Genomic DNA, 22,957 nt, shown 5'->3' on the forward strand with positions numbered 1-22,957 from the left:
GCCTAACAGCCGACCCTTCACCCACGAATGTCCCCAATTCCCTGTAGGAGCCGGCTTGCCGGCGATGGCGTCCGGTCAGTCACGCATTCATTGCCTGACCACCGCCATCGCCGGCAAGCCGGCTCCTACAGGGGACCGCGTTAGCTTTTGATTTTCACCACTCATCAGGTCGAGCGTTAGCTCGCCTTCAGCTTTTGATCTGAGCGCCCCCTCGAGAGGCCGAGCGCAGGTTCTGCGTAGTGGGCAACCCGGCATGGATGCCGGGTTAGCCGCCCCCGGCCATGGATGGCCGATGGCGGCGGGCCCACGGAGCAGGACCGGAGCGAGGGCATGGCGAGCCTTAGCGAGCCACCGAACGAAAGGGGCAAGAGCGCTTGGTTACTTGCCGCTTCTGCAAGTGACTCGCCGTAAGGGCGAAACCAATAGCAGCCGTTACCGCAGGAATGGATATGTACATCAATAAAAGATAGGGAGGCTATCAGGCCGCCATCGCCGGCAAGCCAGCTCCTACAGGGGGGGCGATGGCTGGCGATCCTGATCGGCTCACAAAAAGAGCACGTACATTCAATTTTCCCCGCCCCCACACCGGCACTATCGAATGAGGTCCCGGCGCTTTGACGCCGATGGTTTTTCATTTGTGCAGGTAGTCCATGAACGCTTCGCAATGGGATGAACGGGCCCAGGATATCGGGCTGTTTTTTTTGCGGGTCAGCGGTGGTTTGTTTCTGCTGTGGGTGCACGGTTTGCCCAAGCTGCTTAACTACAACGCTCAACTGCAAGTCATCGAAGACCCTTTCCATCTGGGCGCGAATGTCACGCTGATGTTGGCGATTTTTGCCGAGGTGCTGTGCCCGCTGCTGATCATTGCCGGGGTGTTGGTGCGCCTGGCGTGCCTGCCGGTTTTGTCTGTGTTGTGGATCGCGCTGCTGGTTGTGCACCCGCAATGGAGCCTCGAGGAAGGGCAGTTCGGCTGGCTGCTGTTGATTCTGTTCACCAGCCTCTTTATCGCCGGGCCGGGACGGCTGGCGCTCAATGTCCGATTCGCCGGAGCTTTGCGTTATGCCTGAATCCAATCGTTTCGAGGAAGTCGTGACCCTGGTCATCAAGCACCGGGTCAAAGCCGGTTTTGAAGTGCCCTACGAAGCCTGGTTGCGCAACATCGTCAGCATCGCCGGGCAGCAGGAAGGGCACTTGGGGGTGGATGTGATGCGCGGCAAGAGCGCCGGCCTCGACATGTACACCTGCGTGCTGCGCTTTTGCTCCACCGACGCGATGCAGCACTGGCTCGATTCGCCACAACGGCTGGAACTGGTCAACGAAGCCACGCCGATGCTCGCCGATGGCGACCAGACCGAGGTCAACCCGGTCAAAGAATTCTGGTTCGCGCCGCAGGCTGAAACCGGTTCGCCGCCGCCGCGCTGGAAGCAGGCCGTGGTGACGTTGCTGGTGATTCTGCCGCACACCTTGCTGGTGCCGCTGATCTGGGGCCCGCTGTTGCGGCTTAACGCGTTCCTGTCCAATTACGTGGTCGCCACGTTCCTGATCACGCTGACCATCGTCGTTTCGGTGGTGTACCTGTTCATGCCGATGGCGACGCGTTTGTTCGCGCCTTGGCTGTCCCCCTCCACTCAGCCCAAGGAAACGCGATGAACGCCGACCTGATTTTGTTCAATGGCCAATTTCATACCGTTGACCGTGAAAACCCACGCGCCAGTGCCGTCGCCATCAGCGATGGCCGCTTCGTCGCGGTCGGCACTGACGCCGAAGCCATGGCCCTGCGCGGCTCCGGCACCCAGGTCATCGACCTCAAGGGCCGCTGTGTCATCCCCGGCCTTAACGACTCGCACTTGCACCTGATCCGTGGCGGTTTGAACTACAACCTCGAACTGCGCTGGGAGGGTGTGCCGTCGCTGGCCGACGCCCTGCGCATGCTCAAGGATCAGGCTGACCGCACGCCAACGCCACAATGGGTGCGCGTGGTCGGTGGCTGGAACGAATTCCAGTTCGCTGAAAAGCGCATGCCGACCCTCGAGGAACTCAACCAGGCGGCGCCGGATACGCCGGTATTTGTCCTGCATCTATATGACCGTGCTCTGCTCAACCGCGCCGCATTGCGCGTGGCCGGTTACACCCGCAATACGCCGAACCCGCCGGGTGGCGAGATTGTGCGCGATGCCAACGGTGAGCCGACCGGCATGCTGGTCGCGCGCCCGAACGCGATGATTTTGTACTCGACCCTGGCCAAGGGACCGAAGTTGCCGCTGGAGTATCAGGTCAACTCAACCCGCCAGTTCATGCGCGAACTCAACCGTCTCGGCCTGACCAGCGCCATCGATGCCGGTGGCGGTTTCCAGAATTATCCGGACGATTACCAGGTGATCGAGCAGTTGGCCAAGGACCAGCAACTGACCATCCGCATCGCCTACAACCTGTTCACCCAGAAGCCGAAAGAAGAGCTGGCCGACTTCAAGAACTGGACCAGCAGCGTGACCCTGCATCAGGGCGATGATTTCCTGCGACACAACGGCGCCGGGGAAATGCTGGTGTTCTCGGCGGCGGATTTCGAGGACTTCCTCGAACCGCGTCCGGACCTGCCGCAAACCATGGAAGACGAACTCGAACCGGTGGTCCGCCACTTGGTCGAGCAGCGCTGGCCGTTCCGTTTGCACGCCACGTACAACGAATCCATCAGCCGCATGCTCGACGTGTTCGAGAAGGTTAACCGCGACATTCCGTTCAATGGTTTGCCGTGGTTTTTCGACCACGCCGAAACCATCACGCCGCAGAACATCGAGCGGGTGAGGGCGCTGGGCGGTGGTATCGCGATTCAGGATCGCATGGCGTTTCAGGGCGAGTATTTCGTCGAGCGTTACGGCGCCAAGGCTGCCGAAGCGACGCCGCCGATCAAGCGCATGCTGGCCGAAGGTGTACCGGTTGGCGCTGGCACCGATGCGACGCGGGTGTCCAGCTACAACCCATGGACTTCGCTGTACTGGATGGTCAGCGGTCGCACCGTCGGTGGCCTGGAGCTGCACGCCGAGGGGCTGTCCCGGCAGACCGCGCTGGAGCTGTTCACCCACGGCAGCGCCTGGTTCTCTTCCGAGCAGGGCAAGAAAGGCATGATCAAAGTCGGCCAACTGGCTGACGTCGCAGCCCTGAGCGCGGACTTTTTCAGCGTTGACGAAGAAGCGATCAAGTGGATCGAGTCGGTGTTGACCGTGGTCGGCGGCAAGGTGGTGTACGCCGCCGGTGATTTCGAAAAACTCGGCCCGGCCAGTGTGCCGGTGCTGCCGGACTGGTCGCCGGTGGTCAAGGTGCCGGGTCACTGGCGCCCGACGTCGCCGATGCAGGCGCAGGTTCACCATTGCAGCGGGCCGTGCGGCGTGCACTCCCATAGCCATGAAAAGGCGCGGTTGTCGAACGCGCCGGTCAGCGATTTCGCCGGTTTCTGGGGCGCCTTTGGCTGCTCGTGCTTCGCGTTCTGACGATCAAAAAAAGCGCCGACCCGCGTGTCGGCGCCTGACGTAATACCCATCCATCGAGGAGTTTCACATGAGCAACGTTCCGTACAAACGCCTGAACAAAGACGATGCCGTTGTCCTGTTGGTCGATCACCAGACCGGTCTGATTTCGCTGGTTCAGGATTTCTCGCCGAACGAATTCAAGAACAATGTCCTGGCCCTGGGCGACGTGGCCAAGTTCTTCAAACTGCCGACCATCCTCACCACCAGCTTCGAAAAAGGCCCGAACGGCCCGATGGTGCCGGAATTGAAAGAGCAGTTCCCGGACGCGCCGTACATCCCGCGTCCAGGCCAGATCAACGCCTGGGACAACGAAGATTTCGTCAAGGCCGTCAAAGCCACCGGCCGCAAGCAACTGATCATCGCCGGTGTGGTGACTGACGTTTGCGTGACCTTCCCGACGCTGTCGGCGCTGGCCGAAGGGTTTGAAGTGTTTGTGGTGACCGATGCTTCGGGTACGTTCAACGAAACCGTGCAACAAGCTGCGTGGGCGCGTATGGCCGCCGCCGGTGCTCAACTGGTGAACTGGTTCTCCGTGGCGTGCGAGCTGCAGGGCGACTGGCGCAACGACATGGAAGGCCTGGCGAATCTGCTGTCGCCGCGTATTCCCAACTACCGCAACCTGATGAACAGCTACTCGGTATTGACTTCGAAATAACCTCCGCTGTAAAAAATACCTGCCTCCGTGCGGGTATTTTTTTGCCGGTTCCTGTAGGAGCGAGGCTTGCCCGCGAACCAGGCGACTCGGTGTATCTGGTCGACCGCGTGATCGTTCTTCGCGGGCAAGCCTCGCTCCTACAGGTTTTGGTTTATGCCTGGCGTTTTTGCAGCCAACTCAAAAAACCACTTTTCTTGATCGGCACCGGTTTGGCCAGCAGCGCCAACCGACTGTTCTGCTGCCGCACCGCCTGCAACTTGTTCAACGCCCGACCCACTTCAACCCGCTGTTCCATGCAGCTGCGGGTCAGGGATTTGTCGATCCGGTAGATGATGCACGAGGTCAACGCGGTGAACGTGGCCTGCGACGGTGTATCGGTGAGGATGCTCTGTTCACCCATCACCTCGCTCGGCCCCATGCGCCCGGCTTCGGTTTGCCCTACGCCGTCCGGTACTGTTGCGCTGACCACGCCTGTGGCGATGACCATCAGGCTGTCCGGCACTTCACCCAGTTCCAGCACCACCTGGCCTGCCGCGTACTGCTGCGCAACCATCGAATGGGCCATCCGGTCGCGTTCGTCTTCGCTCAGGGAACGGAAGACTTTCACCTCGTCCAGCAAGGACCGCGCGCGGGATGTCGGTTCGATCACGCCGTCGAGCTGTCGGGAAATACCCGCCGCTTCGAGGTGCCGATGGGCGAGGTCGAACAGTTGATTGCGCACTTCGCTTTTCTTGCCGAGTTCGGCGATAAACCCGCTGGCCACGTATTCGGACATGGTTTCGCCGGCCTCTTTCAGCACGGCTTTCGGCGCCGGGTTGAGCAGCAGACTGCTGCTGCCTTGCAGCGTGCGGTCCAGTGCCTCCAGCACCCGACGCGGACGGATATGGTTGGGCACCTGGATGCTGATCGACACACCATGCATGTTGCCGGGGCGGCTCAGGTTGACGATCTTCGCTTTGGCCGCCACCGAGTTCGGCACCACCGCCGTACTGCCGGCGCTGGTCAGCAGGTGAGTGGCGCGCCAATCGATGTCGAGCACTTTGCCCTCGACGCCGTCGATAATGATCCAGTCATCCACCTGATACGGTTTGGTGGTGTTGAGCACGATCCCGGAAAACACATCGCTCAGGGTGCTTTGCAACGCCAGGCCGACGACGATTGCCACCACCCCGGACGTCGCCAGCAGACCTTTCACCGGCAACTCCAGCACGTACCCGGCTGCGGCGACGATGGCGATCAGAAACACCAGCGCGCCGATGACGTCCTGCAGCAACCGCCCGCTGTGCCCGATGCGCCGCATCAGCAGCAGGCCGATAACTTCGGTGAGCACACGTGCGGCGTACAGCCACCAGAGAATCCCCAGCGCCGTCGCGCCCAGTTGCGCCACGCGGTCGTCTGCCAACAGCGGCGCCTGCAACGGGCTGACGCCGGCGTTGATGATGAGCGCGCTGAACATCACAAACAGCGCGAGACGCACACCGACCCGCGTGACGCGATGCTTGAACGGCGCTGCGTGCCAGAGCACGGCGTCGATGACCAGCAACAGCGCACTCCAGGACAGCAGATGACCGTAGATGAGGGACATGGAAGAACTCCGGAAGTCTGATTTTTTTTGTAGGAGCCGGCTTGCCGGCGATGGCGTACTTGAGGGCGCCTTCGCGAGCAAGCTTCGCTCCTACAGTTGAACTGTGCGAACCCGATCCCCTGTAGGAACCAGGCTTGCCGGCGATGGCGTACTTGAGGGCGCCTTCGCGAGCAAGCTTCGCTCCTACAGTTGAACTGTGCGAACCCGATCCCCTGTAGGAGCCAGGCTTGCCGGCGAAGGCGTATTTGAGGGCGCCTTCGCGAGCAAGCTTCGCTCCTACAGTTGAACTGTGCGAACCCGATCCCCTGTAGGAGCCAGGCTTGCCGGCGATGGCGTACTTGAGGGCGCCTTCGCGAGCAAGCTTCGCTCCTACAGTTGAACTGTGTGAACCCGATCCCCTGTAGGAGCCAGGCTTGCCGGCGAAGGCGTACTTGAGGGCGCCTTCGCCGGCAAACGGAGCGCCGCCCGGCCGCTCCTACAGAAAAGCCCCTCGCACGATGATCGTGGGAGGGGCGAGGGGACTCAGTTCAGATGAGTCTTGAGTTCCAGCGCGGCCTGACGCACCGCCGCTTTCACTTCCGGAATCTGGCTCAGCGGATTGAGCAAGCCGAAGTCGTGAATCATCCCGTTGTAACGCACCGCCGTGACCGGCACACCGGCCGCATCGAGGTGGCGGGCATAGGCTTCGCCTTCGTCACGCAACACGTCGAACTCGGCGGTCTGCACCAACGCTGCCGGCAAGCCCTTGAGCTGTTCGGCGCTGGCCTGCAACGGCGAGGCGTGGATCTGCGCACGCTCGGCCTGGTCGGTGGTGTAGTTGTCCCAGAACCAATTCATCATGCCTTTGGTGAGGAAGTGGCCTTCGGCAAATTGCTGGTACGAGCCGGTGTCGAACTGTGCGTTGGTCACTGGCCACATCAACAGCTGGAAGCGCAGCGCCGGGGCTTTCTGTTCCTTGGCCATCAATGCCACGACCGCCGCCATGTTGCCACCGACGCTGTTGCCGGCCACCGCGAGACGCTTGCCGTCGACGCCGATGTCCTTGCCATGCTCGGCCACCCAACGGGTCGCGGCGTAGGCCTGGTTGATCGCGGTCGGGTAGTGCGCTTCCGGCGACGGCGTGTAATCGACATACACCGCGACGGCGCCGGAGCCGACCACCAGGTCATGAATCAAGCGTTGGTGAGTCGGGTAATCGCCCAGCACCCAGCCGCCACCGTGGAAGAACATGAACACCGGCAACTCACCTTTGACCTTGGCCGGGCGCACGATTTTCAGGTTGATGGTTTGACCATCGACCTTGATTGCACGATCGCTGACGTCCACACCCGACAGATCAACCTTGACCGAGTTTTGCGCACCGGTCAGCACCGCACGGGCGTCTTTCGGGCTCAACTGCTCAAGCGGTTTACCGCCACCGGCGGCGAGGGCTTCGAGGAAGGCTTGAGTGTTGTGTTCAACGCCTGGGCTGCCAGCGGCAAAGGCGTTGCCGACGGAGAGGGCGAGCAGGGAAGCGGTCAGGGTTTTTTTGACGAGGTTCATGAGCAAATCCTTTTTAATTAATTAGAGATTGGTTACCTAAGGGTCAGGTTGCTGCTGCGCTGGGACTCAGGCCTCAGCAACACCGTGGACACAGATTAATAGGGTGCTCGAAAGGGAAAAAGCGGCTATAAAGCGTTTAACTGTCAACCGGAAAGTGACAATGAACCCGTTCGAAGATATGCGTATTTTTTGCCAGGTCATGGACTCCGGCAGCTTCACCTCGGCCGCCGATCAATTGGGCCTGTCCAAGCAGTTCGTCAGCCGTCGCTTGATGCAGCTTGAAGAACGCCTGGGCGTACGGTTGCTCAACCGCTCCACACGGCGCCTGGACGTCACGCCGCTGGGCCAGAGTTATTACGAGTCGGCGTTGCGCTTGCTCAGCGAAGTCGAGCAGGTGGAACAGGGCATCGCCGGCCAGACCACCGAACCGCGCGGCACCATTCGCGTGAGCGCGCCGTTGTCGTTTGCGGTGGCGCATTTGGGGTGTTTGCTGCCGGTGTTCTTGCAGCGTTACCGCGATGTCACGGTGGAAGTGGATTTGAGCGACCGCCCGGTGGATCTGCTCAGCGAGGGTTACGACCTGGCGTTGCGCATCGGCATCCTTGAAGACTCGACGCTGATCGCCCGCCGCATCGCTTCGATCCAGCGGGTGTATTGCGCCAGCCCGGCTTACCTGGCGGAGCGCGGAACGCCGGGTAAACCTGAGGACCTGCACACGCACGACTGCCTGCCGTATGGCCACGGCCGCCAGGTGCAATGGCGTTTTGAAGGGCAGGGCAAGCTGCTGGCGGTCAACGTGACCGGGCGGATGCGGGTCAACAACGGTGAGTTGCTCAGGGATGCGGCCATTGCCGGGATGGGGATTACGTACCTGCCGACCTTCATTGTCGGGGCGGCGTTGAAGGATGGGCGGCTGGTGCCGGTGCTGGATGAGTTTCGCCCGCAGCCGCTGACGTTGTCGGCGGTGTACCCGCAGCATCGCCAGAGTTCGCGACCGGTGCAGGCGTTGATCGAGTTTCTGCGCGAGCGGCTGGATCAGACCGAGGGTGGACTCTAGGTCCACGCGATCCCTGTAGGAGCAAGCTTGCTCGCGAAAGCGGTTTGTCAGACACATTAATGTTGAATGACAGATTGCTATCGCGAGCAGGCTCACTCCCACATTGGATTTAGGGTGTTCTTGATATCAGTAGTGATCAGGACCTTTTGTCATCACCCGGCTCGCCACCGACGTGCACGCCGTGGTCGTCACCCGGTTCACCGCCGACATGAACGCCGTGGTCATCGCCGATTTCGCCGGCGCGATGAACGCCGTGGTCGTCACCGATTTCACCGGCGCGATGAACGCCGCGGTTGTGGCCGACTTCACCGGCATGATGAACGCCGTGGTCGTCACCGATTTCACCGGCGCGATGAACGCCGCGGTTGTGGCCGACTTCACCGGCGTGATGAACGCCGTGATCGTCTCCCGGTTCGGCATGGGTGCCGCTGCGACCGGATGAGGCGGTGTTACCGGAATGTCCCGAGCCATGGTCGTTGCCACTGTGACCGCTGCCGCTATTGCCGCCGCCGTTTCCACCGTGACCACTGCCGCCATTGCCGCCACTGCCACTTCCGCCGTGGCCACCGCCACCGTTTCCACCACCGCCGCCACCGCCAGAGCCACCACCACCGCCGCCAGAGCCACCGCCGCCACCACCAGAGCCGCCACCACCCCCACCATCCTTGGCCTGAGCGCTCGATACGCCGGACAGGCTGTCCGGAATCAATACGGTAGACGCCGACAAAACCGCGCCAATAGCTACTGCCAGTAAAAGCTTGTTGATGTGCATGTCGTTCTCCGTCTTTTTATTCAGGTTGGAACGTTGATGAACAATGCAACTTGCTGCTCGATTCAGTGGGAGAACACTGCAACGTTCCGGTTTATTCAGTGGCAACGTCGATGAACGATGAACGGTACGAGTCGTACCCTGTCCCGGGGTCAGTGAATGCTCGAGGCCAGTTCGAATATCGGGATGTACATCAGGATCACGATGACCCCGATCAACAGGCCGATGAAGGTCATGAGCAAGGGTTCGAACAAGCGTACGAACCATTCGATCCAGCGGCTGATTTCTTCGTCGTAGAAATCCGCGCTGCGTTCCATCATTTGTCCGAGGTTGCCGGACTGCTCGCCGGCACGCAGCAAGCGCAGGGACACCGGGGTCACGAGGTGATTGAGCTCCAGCGCCGTCGACAGCGATTGCCCCTCGCGCACCCGCTCGCAGGCCTGGTCCAGGCGCACGCGGGAGGCCGCGGTGAGCAGGCCACGGACCATGCCCATGGCGGTGACGAGGGGGATGCCGCCCTGCAGCAGAATCCCCAGCGAGCGATAGAAGCGCGCCAGTTCGTACATGAAGATGCGTTGATGGACTGCCGGGAGTTTTTCGATCACCCGGTCCACGCCCCGGCGAAAGGCCGGTTGGCGCTGGAGGAAGGCGAGGGCGACGACGACCGCCGCCAAGGTGCCGAAGAATTCACCCTGGTGAGCATGCAGGAACATCCCGCTGTTCATCAGCACTTGTGACAGCCACGGCAGGTTATTGCCCAGCCCTTCGAACACCAGGCTGAAGCGCGGCACCACGTAACCCATCAGAAACAGCACCACGCCACCTCCCACCACCAGCAACAGCATGGGGTAGATCGATGCGCTGACGATCTTCTGTCGAACCTCGTCCATGCGCTGGCGATAGCTGACATAGCGGCCCAGCGCATCGCCCACCGCGCCGGTCTTCTCGCTGGACTGCACCAGGGCCACGTAGAGCGGGGGGAAAACCGCTGACAACTGACCCAGCGCCTGGGAGAACGATTTGCCCTCATAAAGCAGGCGCACCAGTTCACTCAAGGTTTTGCGGGCCTGTGGCGCGGTTTCTTTTTCCGCCAGGCTTTCCAGCGCATCGATCAATGGCAGGCCGGCGTTAAGCAGGGTGGTCAGCTCCTGGCTGAACAGCACCAGGTTGAACGTCTCGCGCTTTTGCAGACGCAACGCCCGCCAGTGCTTTTCGGCTTGCAGGCTGACGACCCGCAGGCCCTGGTCTTCGGCAATGCGTCGGGCCTCGCTGTCCCCATGGGCCTCGACCGTCATCGAGACCACGCCAGCCTTGCCGACGGCCTTGAGATGAAAGCGCATGCTCGCCTCCCGTCACTGCCAACTGGTGATTTCGGCGTTTTCGCCTTCGCCGCCGGGTTGACCGTCCTTGCCCATGGACAACAGGTCGTATTCACCGTTTTCGCCGGGGTAGCGGTAGGTGTAATTGCGGCCCCACGGATCCTGCGGCAGTTTTTTCGCCAGGTAGGGGCCGGTCCAGCGGGTTTCGTCACTGGGCGCGGTGACCAGCGCCTGCAAACCCTGTTCGGTCGACGGGTAATGGCCGACCTCCAGGCGGTACAAATCCAGCGCTTTACCCAGACCTTCGATTTGCGCCTTGGCCACCTTCACTTCGGAGCGGCCGAGTTGGGCGAAATACTTCGGCGCGACGATGCCGGCCAACAACCCCAGCACCACCAGCACCACCAACAGTTCGAGCAACGTGAACCCGCGCTGGGCTCGCGGTGAGCCGTTACGCGGGGCACAACACAGACGATGATTCATGATGACCTCACACAGTCGGCAGAAGGGTCGCCACAGAGGCTCATGCAATTGCCATGCTCACCCCCGGACATCCTGCCGCAACCCCTGAATTACTGGCCTTCGCGCTTACGGCACAGTGCTTGCGTATGGCTGGTTCACTACCGGTCATTGGGGCAATAGCCCCATTTTTCGGGGACGGTCAGGGGAGACAGAATAATGAAAACACTCACCACTGGACTGCTCGGCTGCATGTTGCTGGCAGGCACAGCTCAGGCCGATGTATTCGTTTCCGTGGACAGCAAGGGCAGCTACGTTTTGTCCAATGTCCACCGCCCCGGCCGTACCTATGAACGGGTGATCCGCGAGCCTGAATCGGCGCAGGTCAGCCTTGATCAACAGCCACAAATGATTGCCCGGCAACCCTATGCCGAGCTGGTTTCGGCGGCCGCCAAGGCCAATCAATTACCGGCGGCGCTGTTGCATGCGGTGATCCAGGCCGAGTCCCACTACGACTCCGGCGCGACCTCATCGAAGGGGGCGGGCGGGCTGATGCAATTGATGCCCGACACCGCCCGGGAAATGGGCGTGACCAACGTCTATGACCCCAAGGCCAACATTCAGGGCGGGGCCAAATACCTCAAGCGCCTGATGACCCTGTTTGACAACGACATCGCGCTCGCCGTGGCGGCCTACAACGCCGGGCCGCAAGCGGTGCTGAGCCGTGGCGGGGTGATCCCGCCGTTCGCCGAAACCCGCCGTTATGTGCCGAGCGTGTTGCGCCAATATCGCCGCTTGCAAGGCCTGGCCGTGGATGCGCCGCTGTGATGGGTGATGGCCCCACATGTGGGGCAACACATTCATCTGTAGGAGCCGGCTTGCCGGCGAAAGCATTTTCACAATCACCACCTGTCCACAAATCCGATCGCCAGCAAGACGGCTCCTACAAGTGTGGGCGTTTTGCTGGAATCAGAGGGCAACCCGAATGGTGGGGATTGGGTGGGGAATATCCCCCGACTTATCAAGTCGTTTACGTAGCTAGCTGAAAAATAACAAAAAAATTTATGGCATGCGGATTGCTCCAGGGGATTTGTCGAGAATCATTCCCGTGAGTACCCAAAGCGAGGCCCGTGATTATGACCGGCATACCCCACGCTCATCATTTGGTTAACTTGCTGCTGCTTGTTGCACCCCTGTTTGGCATCGAGTTGGCCGAAGCCGCCGTGCGTTGTGAACGAAATCTGGTGGCGAACGTCGTGGCGCTGGATCAACCGCTCATGTTCAACCGCCTCGGCGCACAAAACGCCAACGGCATGATGTTCGCCCTGCGTCGTGATGTAGTCGACGATCACAATGTGTCCCTGGCCTACGGTGGCGCAGCGGTGCCGGGCAAGGTTTCGCTGCGGCCCGACAAGCGTCCGCGTCCATTGGTGTTGCGCGTTGCTGCCGGTGACTGCCTGACCATCAACCTGCAGAACCTGCTGGCCTATCAGGCCAACCCTGGCAGTCACGACAGCGGCGAGGAAGAAGAGGGGGAAATCGAGGGCGAGGTAGAAATCGGCAACGCGGAGCAGTTCAAGGTCGATGAGCAGGTCACCGACCGCCACGTCGGCTTTCAGGTCAACGGTCTGCAGGCGGTCAACAGCATTGACGACATTTCGGCCTACACCGGACGCAACCCCAATACGCTGGTCGCCCCCGGCGCGACCCGTTCCTACACCTTGTACGCCGAGCGTGAAGGAGCGTTCGCCGCCAGCAGCCGCGGTGCAACGTTCGGTGGTGAAGGCGATGCGGGCAACGTCGCCAATGGCCTGTTCGGCGAAGTGGTGGTGGTGCCCAAGGGCGGCCGCACCTATCGCAACACCGTGACCGAAGAAGAAATGCGCCTCGCCAGCACTGGCCGTACGCCGGCCGGTCAACCGATTGTCGATTACCAGGCACGCTACCCGCAGCGTGAACCGTGGATTCGTGAAGGCAAGGCCGGCACGCCGATCATCAACATGGTCGACGGCAACGAAATCATCTCCAGCGAGAGCGATGCGATCGTCATGGGCAGCTACGCCGACGGCAGCTTCCCACCATCGACCTATCCGCTGGAAGCCATCGGCAAACGCAACCCGGCGCTGCCTAACCGGCTGGAACCGTTCCGCGATTTCGCCTCGCAATTCCAGGATGAAACCGCCGCGACCCAGGCATTCCCCGCGTACTGGGAAGACCCGGTCATGGCCCATGTGCTGGAGCCGACCCGCGATTCGTTCATGATCAACTACGGCTCCGGCGGCATGGGCGCCGAAGTGGTGGCCAACCGGTTAGGCGTCGGGCCGATGCACGATTGCCTGTCTTGTGCCTATGAAGAATTCTTCCTCAGCTCGCACACCGTCGGCGACGTGGCGATGCTGGTGGACGTACCGGCCAACGCCGGTCTGGAAAGCATCCGGCCGGGCGAAACACCGCGCGCCGATCAGGTCGGGGTCAAGGCGACGATGGCGCTGTATCCGTCCGAGCCGTCCAACGTCAACCACAGCTACATCGGTGATTTCGTCAAATTCCGCAACACCCACAACGGCCACGAGCAACACATCTTCCACCTCCACGGGCACCAGTGGCTGTTCAATCCCAACGACGACAACTCTGACTACGTGGACGCCCAAGGCATCGGGCCGGGCGCCGGCTACACCTATGAAATCGCCAACGGCGGGTCGGGCAACCGCAATCGCGTCGCCGGTGATGCGATCTATCACTGTCACTTCTATCCGCACTTCGCCCAAGGCATGTGGAGCATGTGGCGGGTGCACGACGTGTTTGAAGAAGGCACCCGACTCGAGGTGTCCCAGCAGGGCGCCGACGGTTATCACAGCGAACCTTATGCACTGCGCAGCGGTAAACCGGCCGCTGGCGCCCGGGCCTTGCCCGATGGCGAGATCATTGCCGGCACGCCGATTCCAGCGGTTGTGCCGCTACCGGGCAAAGCCATGGCGCCGATGCCGGGCAAGGTCGTGGTCGTGCCGAAAGTCGGTGAGACCCTGGTGGCTGGCAATGATGATGAAGACGGCGACGGTGAGCAAAGCGGTGGGGCCCAGGCCATTGGCTCTCTGGCGCTGGTTGACCGCAGCTACGCCAACCGCAACGCCGACGGCAGCCTGAAAAACCCTGGTTATCCGTTCTGGATCGGTGGCATGGAAAGTTCGGTCGGCCAACGTCCACCAACCCCACCGCTGGACATGCTCGACGCCGCCAAGGCCTATGCCTTGAAAACCAGCGGCAATGCCTTGTGGGCCAACCTCGATCCGGCGCAGTCCGGTGGCTGGGACGGCGGTTTGGGACGCCATTCCCTGGACGGTTTCTCTGCCGGTGGCGAGGCGAACACCGTGACCACCTCGCTGGATTTCTCCAAGGAAGTGACCCGCGCCAAAGCGCTTTACCTGCCGGAAGAGGGCACCGAAGTCGAACAGGCGGCCATGGCCTTCCACGCGAAAAAAGACCACCCGAGCTTCGCCGTGCTGCCCGGCAATCAAATCGTCGCACGCGCCTTCCGCACTAACGGTGCGCTGCCAGTCGCCGGTGCACCTTTCTACGAACCGTGCATGGACGACCGGCAAAAACGCCTGACCAGCAGTGCCGGCATGGGCGAGTTTTTCAGCGGCGAACGGCTCGACGGCATGTCCTTCAGCGGGGCCTCGACCTTCACGGCTGACCGGCCACGGGTCTACAAAGCGGCGAACATCCAGTTCGACGCGGTCTACAACAAGGTCGGCTACCACTTCCCGCAAGCGCGCATTCTGGCCCTGTGGGAAGACGCCTGGCCGGTGATCACCAAGCAGCGTCCGCCAGAGCCTTTGGTGATGCGCATGAACACCCTCGACTGCGTGCAATACCAGCAAACCAACCTGGTGCCGGCCACTTATGAAATGGACGACTATCAGGTGCGCACGCCGACTGACGTGATCGGCCAGCACATTCATTTGCCGAAATGGGACCTGACGGCGGCGGACGGTTCGGCCAACGGCTGGAACTACGAAGACGGCGTACTTTCCCCCGGTGCGGTGCAAGAACGCATCCACGCCATCCGCGAGTTCAACCAATGCCAGGGCACCGACCCGCGTGATGGCACACCGGCCTGCCCGAAAGCTAAAAACCACCCGTACTTCGGCCAGTTTGGCCGGGCCGACTGGGTCGGGGCGCGCACTGCGATGCAGCGCTGGTTTGCCGACCCGGTGGTGAACAGCAAAGGCGTCGACCGTGGCCTGGGGACCATTTTCACCCACGATCACCTCGGGCCATCGACTCACCAGCAGATTGGTCTGTACGCCACGGTGCTGGCTGAACCGGCCGGTTCCACCTGGTTCCACGCCGAAACCGGCGAGCCGTTGTACAGCGGTGCGCGCCAGGATGGCGGGCCGACTTCGTGGCAAGCCGTGGTGTCCACCGGCGATCTGGATGGCGACGGCAAGAACGACAGCTTCCGTGAGTTCTTCCTTGAGTACAGCGACTTCCAGCATGCCTATGAAGCCGGTGTGTACGTGGGCGCGGGTCCCAATGGGGTGCCGAATCCACAAGCGTTCCCGGCCACCGCGGACAGTTTCCGCTACGCGATCAATCCGCCGGTGCGCAACAACGCCAGCACCCTGTTGGACGGCATCCTCGAAGTGCAGGGCGGTATGGTCCCCGGTTGCCCGAGCCGGCCGTGCCCGCAAGCGATCTCGGTCGATGACCCCGGCATGTTCGTGGTCAACTACCGCAACGAACCGCTGGCCCTGCGGGTATACGACCCCTACAAGATCGGCCCGGACGGCAAGCGCGGCATGCAGGCCTACGGCCTCGGCGGCGATCTGGCGTACGCCATGCAAAGCCGCACCGACCGTGCGATCCCGGCGATGAACCAGGCGCCGAACCTGATCACCGCCGCCACCGGCCCGACTGGCGGCACCACCTTGTTCCCGCCGCACATCAACCGTGGCGGCGCGGAACCGGGTGATCCGTTCACGCCGATGCTGCGTACCTACACCGGTGACAACGTGCGGCTGCGGGTGCATGCCGGCGGTCACGAAGAAGAGCACAACGTGACCCTGCACGGGGTGAAGTGGCTGCAAAGCGGTTCCGGTTACGGCAACAGCTCCAACTCGGGTTGGCGCTCGTCGCAAATGATCGGGATCTCCGAGCAAATGGGCTTCATTGCGCCGGTCTCGATGCTGTCCAGTTCGGCGGCGACCACGGGTGATTACCTGTACTCGATGGACGCCTCCCTCGAAGGTTACTGGAGCGGGATCTGGGGCGTGATGCGCAACTACACGGCCCAGCGCAGCGATCTGTTCGCGCTGCCGAACAACCCGAAACCGGCGGGGATGCGCAACACCGTGGCGTTCGACGGTACCTGCCCACGGATCAGCGCCAACCCGAACGGCATCGGCACCCGGCCGACCGTGCAACGCAACTATGAAGTGGTCGCGGCACTGGCCAACGACATTCTTGGCAATCCGCTGAACCTGGTCCTCGGCGATCCGGAGGGCATCGGCCAGCATGTCGGCGGGCCGTTGAATCCGGCGGGCGGCACCCTGGTGTACAACTCGCGGGTGGTCAATATCCCGCAGGTCACGGTGACCGATCCGGAGGATGGCGAAACCATCACCATCGGCGGGCAAAGCGGTCCGCTGCATGACCCGACCGCGATCATTTACGTGCGCAAGGCTGACCTCGACACGGTCACCGGCAAGCTAAAACCCGGTGTGCCTGTCGAACCGCTGGTGCTGCGCGCAACGGCGGGGGACTGCATCAACATCACCCTGGAAAACCGTCTGCCCATGGTCATGCCGGACCTGACCCAGACGGCGGTGATGCAAGGCATCGTCAAACGCGATCGCAACAGCGGACAGGGCTCGACCACCTTCAGCAACAACCTGGTGCGGCCGTCCAGCCACGTGGGCCTGCACGCGCAATTGCTGGCGTACGACATCACCAAATCCGACGGCACCAACGTCGGCGCCAACCCGATCCAGACCGTGCCACCGCGGGTTGGCAACAGCGGCGCCTACCCGACCCGTACGTATCAGTACTACGCCGGGCACCTGGAGCGTGAAGGAAAACCGATCACTCAACTGGGCCGCAACGTCGACAACATCAACGCCACGGCCGTGGAGTTCGGCGGGTTGAATTTCACCCCGGCGGACGTGATCAAGCAACCGCAGAAAGGCCTGGGTGGCGCGATGAGCATCCTGCCGGTCGGCGCTACCTGGGTGGACGACGCGCGCAAAGTCACGGCGACGGTCACCGCACCGGGGCAGACCCCTTACCGCGACTTTGCGATGGTCTGGCAGAAAGCCTTGAACATTCGCTGGGCCAATGGCCGGCCGGTGGAAGGCATCGCTGCCGAAGGCTTCGGTGTGCCGACCGATCCGCAGGACAACTCAAGCATGGCCATCAACTACAAGTCCGAGCCGATATGGTTCCGCTTCGGCCTGGCGCCGGATGCGCCGTTCGGTCATGCCGACGGCGCGGGTTACGGCGACGTGCCCAACGCGCACATGGCGTACAGCAATGCGCTGGTGGGCGGCGATCCGCAGACGCCGGTGCTCTATGTGAAACCGGGGCAACCGTTTCGCACGCACATCCTGATGCCATCCGGGGGTAGCCGCGGCACGACCTTCCAGCTGGACGGCCACGTCTGGTCGGTCAACCCGTTCCAGTCGGAGAAGAGCGACACCAGCGGTTATCCGATGAGTACGCCTGGCGTGGGTTCGGTGCGGTTCGGGCTCAACCCGATGTCGATGTACATCGGCGCCCGCGAAAGCATCCTGCCGGCGGCGCACTTCAGCTTCATGCACCCGAGCGCCGGGGGCAGCAACGCGATACCGGGCGACTACCTGTTCCGCGATTACGGCGCCTACGGCAATACCGCCGGGCTCTGGGGCTTGTTGCGCGTGACCAACGAACCTGAACCGGCACCTTAGACGTTGTGCGACACCAGCCCTGTAGGAGCGAAGCTTGCTCGCGAAGGGGACACCTCGGTTGTAGGTGGTATGGCGGATGACGCCTTCGCGGGCAAGCCTCGCTCCTACAAGGGATCGGGTTCACACAGGGCAAATTGTAGGAGCTGGCTTGCCAGCGATGGCGGCCGTGGGATTGATGCAAGGCGTAAGGGCCTCATCGCCAGCAAGGGATCGGGTTTACAGGGTTCGAGTTGTAGGAGCTGGCTTGCCAGCGATGGCGGCCGCAAGACAGGCGCAGATCTGTAAGGGGAGAAGGTGACATGAACAGGACCACTGCAATTGCCGGTTGTGCGCTGGTTGTCGGGCTGGCGCTGATCTGGCTGGGCGTCTGGCGCACGACTCCGCCCGACATGCTCAGCGAGATAGCGCTACCGGACACCTGGAGCGGTCAGACGCTGGAGCGTGACGGCGTGTCCGTAACCCTGCAAATGCAGCCATTGGCCGAGGACGGTGTGCTGCGCGAAGGCGAGTTTGCCGACGTGCTCTTCCGGGTCAGTGACAGCGCTTCGGGCCAACCCCTTTCCGGCGTCAATCCCGGTGCCTGGCTGGACCCGGAAACCGTTGCCGCCGACCTGGCCCAGGGCCGTGACCGGAGCTGCAAATCCCGGGTCGGGGTGTTCCTGAAATCGAGCATCGGCGCACGGCCGCTGCTCGACCTGAACAGCTATTTCCTGCTGGTGATGAACCGTGATGCCAGCGTCTCCGTGGTCGACCCGTCGGTCTCGGTGGGCGGTATCACCAGCACCATGGCCCGCATCGACCTCAAGCGGCCGCCGATGGATTGGGTCACACCGAAGGACAACAAACGCGTATTCATCTCCATGCCCACCGCCGGCGAAGTGGCGGTGATCGACAGCGAACAGTTCAAGTTGATCGCCTCGGTGGCCGCCGGCAGTCACCCGGTGCGCGTCGCGTTGCAACCGGACGAGCGCCTGCTGTGGGTCGGCAACAATGCGCCGAAGGCCGAAGCGTCCGGGGTCACCGTGATCGACAGTCAAAGCCTGAAGCCGCTCAAACACCTGGCCACCGGCGCCGGGCATCACGAAATCGCCTTCAGCAAGGACAGCCGGTTTGCCTTCATCACCAACCGCGACGACGGCACGCTGAGCATCATCGACATCGCCAGCCTGACCCTCAGCAAGCAACTCAAGACCGGCTCGCACCCTTTGTCGGTGGCGTATTCGCCGCTGTCCCAGGCGGTGTACGTCGCCGACGGCAAGGACGGCACCGTGACCGTGGTCGATACCGCCAGCCTCGACGTGCGCCGGGTGATCAAGATGAAACAGGGCCTGGGCCCGATGGGCTTCAGCGCCGACGGACGATTTGGCATCGTCCTCAACACCCTGGAAAACCAGGTGGCCGTGATCGATACCGCCACCGATTCGCTGGTCCATGAACTGGACGTGTCCGCCGAACCGTATCAACTGGTGTTCACCAAGGCTTACGCCTATGTGCGCGGGCTGGCGTCGCCCAAGGTGACGATGATCAACCTGTCGTCGCTCGGTGAAGGTCGCCAGCCGATCAGCCAGGGTTTCGAAGCCGGGCCCCAGGCGCCACGGCTGGCCGGCGATTTGCCACTGGCGTCGAGCCTTGCGGTATCGCGGGACGACAACGCGGTGTTTGTGGTCAACCCGGTGGACAACACCACCTATTTCTACGCCGAAGGCATGAACGCACCGATGTCCGGTTACCCCAATCGCGGGCAAGTGGCGCGGGCGGCGATGGTCATCGATCGCAGCCTGCGCGAAGTCGAGCCGGGGCTGTACAGCGCGCGGGTCAAACTGCCGCCGGCCGGGCGTTTCGACGTGGCGTTCCTGCTCAACCAGCCGAACATCATCCATTGCTTCACGACGCTGGTTGAACCGGATACCCGCCTCAGCCGACACCCCGGCGTACCGAAAGTCGAATTCCTGCTCGACAACGCCACGGCCGCCCTCGGCAGCCCGTACACCGTGCGCTTTCGCATCGTTGAGGGCCAACAGAAAGCCCAGCGCAGCGGTGTGAAAGACGTGCAGGTGCGCTACTTCCGCGCCCCGACTTCGCGGGCTCGTGAAGTCGCGGCCCTTGAGGTCGGCAACGGAATCTACGAAGCCCCAGTGACGCTCGACCAGAACGGCGCCTGGTACCTGCACGTGCGTGCGGCGTCCCTTGGCGCGAATTTCGATGACAAGACCTTTGCCAGCGTTCGGGTCCTGCCCGGCGATGCCCGTTGAAGAGGAAATTGACATGAACCGATTCGCACACCGTGGACTGCTGACGTTCTGCCTGTTGACCGTCGGCGTGGGGCAAGCCCTGGCGCACTCGGCGGATGAACACGCCGGGCACGACATGCCGGCCAAAGCCGCCCGGTCGGAAAGCGCCCAGGTCAAGTTCGCCGACGTCGCGCTGGTGGACCAGAACGGCAAACCGGTGCGTTTGGAGAAGGATCTGGTGACCAACAAAATCGTGGTCATGAGCTTCATTTACACCAGTTGCACCACGGTGTGCCCGGTGGTGTCGTCGATCATGGGCAAAGTGCAGAAACAGCTGGGCGCGCGGGTGGGCACCGAGGTGCAACTGGTATCGATCAGCATCGACCCGCAGCGCGATGACGCCAAACGCCTGAACGCCTACGCCCGCAGCTTCCAGAACGGTCCGGGCTGGAGCTGGCTGACCGGCAGTGCGCAATCGATCGACGCCACCCTCAAAGGCCTCGGCACGTTCAGCGGCGACTTCAAGAACCACCAGCCGCTGATCCTCGTCGGCGACGGCAACAGCCGCCACTGGACGCGCTATTACGGCTTCACCGACCCGACCGTACTGACCCGTGAAGTGGAGAAACTCAGCGGCCAGCGCAACAGCCACGCCAAACACACCGCCATTGCCATGGAGCAGCAACCATGAGAGTCATCGACTGGGTTGCGTTGAGCCTGTGCTTCTGGATTTTCAGCTCGTTGGCCTTCGCTCACGAAGGGCACGAAGAACCCGCTCCCGTCGTGGCCACCGCGCAACCGTCGAGCGGCACGCGCGATGCGAAAACCTGGTTCACCGACACGCCGTTGCAGGACCAGAACGGCGAGACCCTGCGCTTCTACAGCGACGCGCTGCATAACCGCGTGGTGCTGCTGAACGTGATTTTCACCAGTTGCACGGATGCCTGCCCGCTGATCACTCGCAAGCTCAAGGAAGTGCGTGAGTTGCTGGGCGATAAAGCAGACGGCATTACCTTTATCTCCCTTACCAGTGATCCGCTGCGGGATACCCCGGCGGTACTCAAGGCTTACACCTTGAAGCAGGGCGTCAATGGCCCCCACTGGCTTTTTCTCACTGGCGACAAGGCGCAAATGGATCTGGTGCTGGGGCGCATCGGCCAGATCGTGCCGACTCCCGAGCAACATTCAACGCAACTGATTGTGGGTGACGTGGCCAACAAACGCTGGAGCAAAATCCGCCCCGATGCCCCGGCCGCCGCCATTGCCCAGCGCTTGCAATTGCTGACAATGCCCGTGGCCGGTCGCTGAGCCCGCACCATGAAAATCTCCCTGATCCTCGGCCTGTTCCTGATCGGCAATCTTCATTGCGCTGCCGATACGTTGCCCTTGAACCCTGACGAAAGTGCCGGCAAACGGCTGTACCGCGAGGGCGTGTCGGGCAGCGGTGAACCGATCATGGCGCGTATCGGGGCGACGGGCATGTTGCTGCCGGCCACCAGCCTGCCGTGCGCCAACTGCCACGGCACCGATGGCCTGGGCCGGCCCGAGGGCGGGGTGCGTCCACCCGATCTGAGCTGGTCGCGGCTGACCAACACCTATGGCCAACGGCACGTCAATGGCCGTAACTACCCGGCGTACACCGACGGCACCCTGGCCCGGGCGATTCAGGAGGGGCGCGATTCCGCCAACAATCGTCTCGACCCGGCGATGCCGCGGTTCGTGCTATCGATGAAGGATCAGCGCAACCTCACGGCCTACCTCAAACGCCTCGCTGATGAGCGCGACCCAGGCCTGACGCCTGACAGCTTGCACCTGGGCACGTTGTTGCCGAGTCAGGGACCGTTGGCGGAGGAGGGCGCGACGGTGGCGGCGGTACTCAAAGGCAGCGTGGCGCGAATCAACAAGGCGGGGGGGATTCATGGCCGGCAGGTGCGCCTGACGATCCTCGACCCGGGGCCGGACCCTGTCAGTGCCGGGCGGGCGCTGGATCAGTTGATCTATCAGGAGCAGGTGTTTGCCCTGATCGCGCCACTGGCGCCGGCGCTCGATACGCAACTGGTTTCGCGTCTGGAGCAGGCGGGTATTCCGTTGATCGGTCCGCTCTCGTTGCAGGGGTCGGCGCAGAGCAGTCGACAGATTTTTGAACCGATGCCCGGGGTGCGCGAGCAACTGATCGCCCTGGCCGATTACGCCACCGGGAGTTTGCGCGTGCTCCAGGGCCCGACGCTGATTACCTACACGGACGATCCCGGTCAACGACTGGCGGCTCATACCCTGCGTCAGTATCTGCAAGATCACGCCTGGCAAAATGTCAGCCTGCAGGCCTACGACCCGGTAAAGGACCAACTGCCGCTGGGCTCGCGCTCATTGTTTTACCTGGGCTGCGGTAGCGATTTCAGCCTGCTCGCCGAAAGGTTGCAGAGGGCGGGGCAGGTTCCTTACCTGTTCGCCATGGCGAATCAGGTGGCGGGTGACCTTTTGCGAGTGCCCAGTGGTTTTTCCCGGCGGTTGTTCTTGTCCTATCCGTTTGTGCCCAGCGACTGGACCCTGGCCGGGCGGCTGGCCCTGATCCAGTTGCGCGAACAGCAGGGGCTCGGTGGCCAGCACGCGGTGCTGCAAGTCGGCGCGTTCAGTTCGATGCTGCTGCTCAGCGAAGGCATGAAGCAGGCCGGGCGCGACGCCAGCCGCGAGAAGCTGATCTATGCGCTGGAAGGCCTGCATGACTTCGACACCGGCCTGACCCCGCGCCTCAGCTTCGGGCCGGGCCAGCGGCTGGGCTTGAGCGGCGCGCATATCGTCACCGTGGATTTGCCCGACCAGCGCTTCTACCTGGTCGCCCCTTACAAGCCCATTACCGCGAAACCCTGACCGG

16 protein-coding genes are annotated in these 22,957 nt (G+C 62.4%); 11 read left to right on the plus strand and 5 right to left on the minus strand.

Going from position 1 to position 22,957, the window contains the following annotated elements; all coding sequences use genetic code 11:
- Nucleotides 1–650: 650 nt before the first annotated feature.
- From K5R88_RS01805 to ycaC, 4 genes are all read left to right on the plus strand, one after another.
- The gene (locus tag K5R88_RS01805; protein WP_008043253.1) at nucleotides 651–1,067 is read left to right on the plus strand and encodes a DoxX family protein; all 417 of its coding nucleotides are present in this window, start codon (nucleotides 651–653) and stop codon (nucleotides 1,065–1,067) included.
- Complete coding sequence (locus K5R88_RS01810) at nucleotides 1,060–1,650, plus strand: antibiotic biosynthesis monooxygenase (RefSeq protein ID WP_008032692.1); 591 nt, start codon at nucleotides 1,060–1,062, stop codon at nucleotides 1,648–1,650. Before K5R88_RS01805 ends, K5R88_RS01810 begins: the two co-directional genes overlap by 8 nt.
- Nucleotides 1,647–3,485 carry an amidohydrolase gene (locus tag K5R88_RS01815; protein ID WP_008043255.1) on the plus strand — a complete coding sequence of 613 codons (1,839 nt, stop codon included), beginning with the start codon at nucleotides 1,647–1,649 and terminating at the stop codon, nucleotides 3,483–3,485. Before K5R88_RS01810 ends, K5R88_RS01815 begins: the two co-directional genes overlap by 4 nt.
- 67 nt (nucleotides 3,486–3,552) lie before the next feature.
- Complete coding sequence (gene ycaC / locus K5R88_RS01820; RefSeq protein ID WP_223453084.1) at nucleotides 3,553–4,179, plus strand: isochorismate family cysteine hydrolase YcaC; 627 nt, start codon at nucleotides 3,553–3,555, stop codon at nucleotides 4,177–4,179.
- Between the two features lie 151 nt (nucleotides 4,180–4,330).
- Here the strand turns inward: ycaC and K5R88_RS01825 are convergent, their stop codons facing one another.
- Both K5R88_RS01825 and K5R88_RS01830 read right to left on the minus strand, forming a co-directional pair.
- A complete protein-coding gene (locus tag K5R88_RS01825; protein ID WP_226299050.1) occupies nucleotides 4,331–5,764 on the minus strand; it encodes a mechanosensitive ion channel family protein in 1,434 nt (477 codons plus the stop codon).
- 522 nt (nucleotides 5,765–6,286) lie between these two features.
- On the minus strand, nucleotides 6,287–7,306 hold the full coding sequence (locus K5R88_RS01830; protein WP_008032696.1) for an alpha/beta hydrolase: 1,020 nt from the start codon (nucleotides 7,304–7,306) through the stop codon (nucleotides 6,287–6,289).
- A 160-nt stretch (nucleotides 7,307–7,466) separates the two neighbouring features.
- Between K5R88_RS01830 and K5R88_RS01835 the strand changes: the two genes are divergently transcribed.
- Nucleotides 7,467–8,363, plus strand: coding sequence for a LysR family transcriptional regulator (locus K5R88_RS01835; RefSeq protein ID WP_226299051.1), 897 nt, complete (start codon nucleotides 7,467–7,469; stop codon nucleotides 8,361–8,363).
- A 136-nt stretch (nucleotides 8,364–8,499) separates the two neighbouring features.
- Here K5R88_RS01835 and K5R88_RS01840 read toward each other — a convergent pair whose 3' ends face one another.
- From K5R88_RS01840 to gspG, 3 genes are all read right to left on the minus strand, one after another.
- The gene (locus K5R88_RS01840; RefSeq protein ID WP_226299052.1) at nucleotides 8,500–9,135 is read right to left on the minus strand and encodes a hypothetical protein; all 636 of its coding nucleotides are present in this window, start codon (nucleotides 9,133–9,135) and stop codon (nucleotides 8,500–8,502) included.
- 149 nt (nucleotides 9,136–9,284) lie between these two features.
- Nucleotides 9,285–10,472: a type II secretion system F family protein gene (locus K5R88_RS01845; RefSeq protein ID WP_008043385.1), complete on the minus strand. Its 1,188-nt coding sequence runs from the start codon at nucleotides 10,470–10,472 to the stop codon at nucleotides 9,285–9,287.
- A gap of 12 nt (nucleotides 10,473–10,484) precedes the next feature.
- Nucleotides 10,485–10,934 carry a type II secretion system major pseudopilin GspG gene (gene gspG / locus K5R88_RS01850; protein WP_008043382.1) on the minus strand — a complete coding sequence of 150 codons (450 nt, stop codon included), beginning with the start codon at nucleotides 10,932–10,934 and terminating at the stop codon, nucleotides 10,485–10,487.
- 195 nt (nucleotides 10,935–11,129) lie between these two features.
- Here gspG and K5R88_RS01855 point away from each other — a divergent pair, with 195 nt between their 5' ends.
- From K5R88_RS01855 to K5R88_RS01880, 6 genes are all read left to right on the plus strand, one after another.
- Nucleotides 11,130–11,738: a lytic transglycosylase domain-containing protein gene (locus K5R88_RS01855; protein WP_192228723.1), complete on the plus strand. Its 609-nt coding sequence runs from the start codon at nucleotides 11,130–11,132 to the stop codon at nucleotides 11,736–11,738.
- A gap of 308 nt (nucleotides 11,739–12,046) precedes the next feature.
- A complete protein-coding gene (gene mnxG / locus K5R88_RS01860; protein WP_226299053.1) occupies nucleotides 12,047–17,854 on the plus strand; it encodes a manganese-oxidizing multicopper oxidase MnxG in 5,808 nt (1,935 codons plus the stop codon).
- A gap of 299 nt (nucleotides 17,855–18,153) precedes the next feature.
- Entirely contained in the window at nucleotides 18,154–20,106 is a 1,953-nt protein-coding gene (locus K5R88_RS01865) for a YncE family protein (protein ID WP_226299054.1), read from the plus strand.
- 13 nt (nucleotides 20,107–20,119) lie between these two features.
- Nucleotides 20,120–20,776 carry an SCO family protein gene (locus K5R88_RS01870; RefSeq protein ID WP_207286692.1) on the plus strand — a complete coding sequence of 219 codons (657 nt, stop codon included), beginning with the start codon at nucleotides 20,120–20,122 and terminating at the stop codon, nucleotides 20,774–20,776.
- Nucleotides 20,773–21,393, plus strand: coding sequence for an SCO family protein (locus K5R88_RS01875; RefSeq protein WP_008043374.1), 621 nt, complete (start codon nucleotides 20,773–20,775; stop codon nucleotides 21,391–21,393). The genes K5R88_RS01870 and K5R88_RS01875 overlap by 4 nt, the downstream gene beginning before the upstream one ends.
- A 9-nt stretch (nucleotides 21,394–21,402) precedes the next feature.
- Entirely contained in the window at nucleotides 21,403–22,953 is a 1,551-nt protein-coding gene (locus K5R88_RS01880; RefSeq protein WP_226299055.1) for a cytochrome c/ABC transporter substrate-binding protein, read from the plus strand.
- The last annotated feature ends 4 nt before the right edge of the window (nucleotides 22,954–22,957 follow it).

Origin of the sequence: Pseudomonas sp. MM213, assembly GCF_020423045.1 — a bacterium.
GTDB classification, from domain to species: Bacteria; Pseudomonadota; Gammaproteobacteria; order Pseudomonadales; family Pseudomonadaceae; genus Aquipseudomonas; species Aquipseudomonas migulae.

Bases quoted from the DNA above. Each gene is read 5' to 3' on its own strand.
- K5R88_RS01805 (WP_008043253.1), top strand. From the start codon at position 651: ATGAACGCTTCGCAATGGGATGAACGGGCCCAGGATATCGGGCTGTTT.
- K5R88_RS01810 (WP_008032692.1), top strand. From the start codon at position 1,060: ATGCCTGAATCCAATCGTTTCGAGGAAGTCGTGACCCTGGTCATCAAG.
- K5R88_RS01815 (WP_008043255.1), top strand. From the start codon at position 1,647: ATGAACGCCGACCTGATTTTGTTCAATGGCCAATTTCATACCGTTGAC.
- ycaC (WP_223453084.1), top strand. From the start codon at position 3,553: ATGAGCAACGTTCCGTACAAACGCCTGAACAAAGACGATGCCGTTGTC.
- K5R88_RS01825 (WP_226299050.1), bottom strand. From the start codon at position 5,764: ATGTCCCTCATCTACGGTCATCTGCTGTCCTGGAGTGCGCTGTTGCTG.
- K5R88_RS01830 (WP_008032696.1), bottom strand. From the start codon at position 7,306: ATGAACCTCGTCAAAAAAACCCTGACCGCTTCCCTGCTCGCCCTCTCC.
- K5R88_RS01835 (WP_226299051.1), top strand. From the start codon at position 7,467: ATGAACCCGTTCGAAGATATGCGTATTTTTTGCCAGGTCATGGACTCC.
- K5R88_RS01840 (WP_226299052.1), bottom strand. From the start codon at position 9,135: ATGCACATCAACAAGCTTTTACTGGCAGTAGCTATTGGCGCGGTTTTG.
- K5R88_RS01845 (WP_008043385.1), bottom strand. From the start codon at position 10,472: ATGCGCTTTCATCTCAAGGCCGTCGGCAAGGCTGGCGTGGTCTCGATG.
- gspG (WP_008043382.1), bottom strand. From the start codon at position 10,934: ATGAATCATCGTCTGTGTTGTGCCCCGCGTAACGGCTCACCGCGAGCC.
- K5R88_RS01855 (WP_192228723.1), top strand. From the start codon at position 11,130: ATGAAAACACTCACCACTGGACTGCTCGGCTGCATGTTGCTGGCAGGC.
- mnxG (WP_226299053.1), top strand. From the start codon at position 12,047: ATGACCGGCATACCCCACGCTCATCATTTGGTTAACTTGCTGCTGCTT.
- K5R88_RS01865 (WP_226299054.1), top strand. From the start codon at position 18,154: ATGAACAGGACCACTGCAATTGCCGGTTGTGCGCTGGTTGTCGGGCTG.
- K5R88_RS01870 (WP_207286692.1), top strand. From the start codon at position 20,120: ATGAACCGATTCGCACACCGTGGACTGCTGACGTTCTGCCTGTTGACC.
- K5R88_RS01875 (WP_008043374.1), top strand. From the start codon at position 20,773: ATGAGAGTCATCGACTGGGTTGCGTTGAGCCTGTGCTTCTGGATTTTC.
- K5R88_RS01880 (WP_226299055.1), top strand. From the start codon at position 21,403: ATGAAAATCTCCCTGATCCTCGGCCTGTTCCTGATCGGCAATCTTCAT.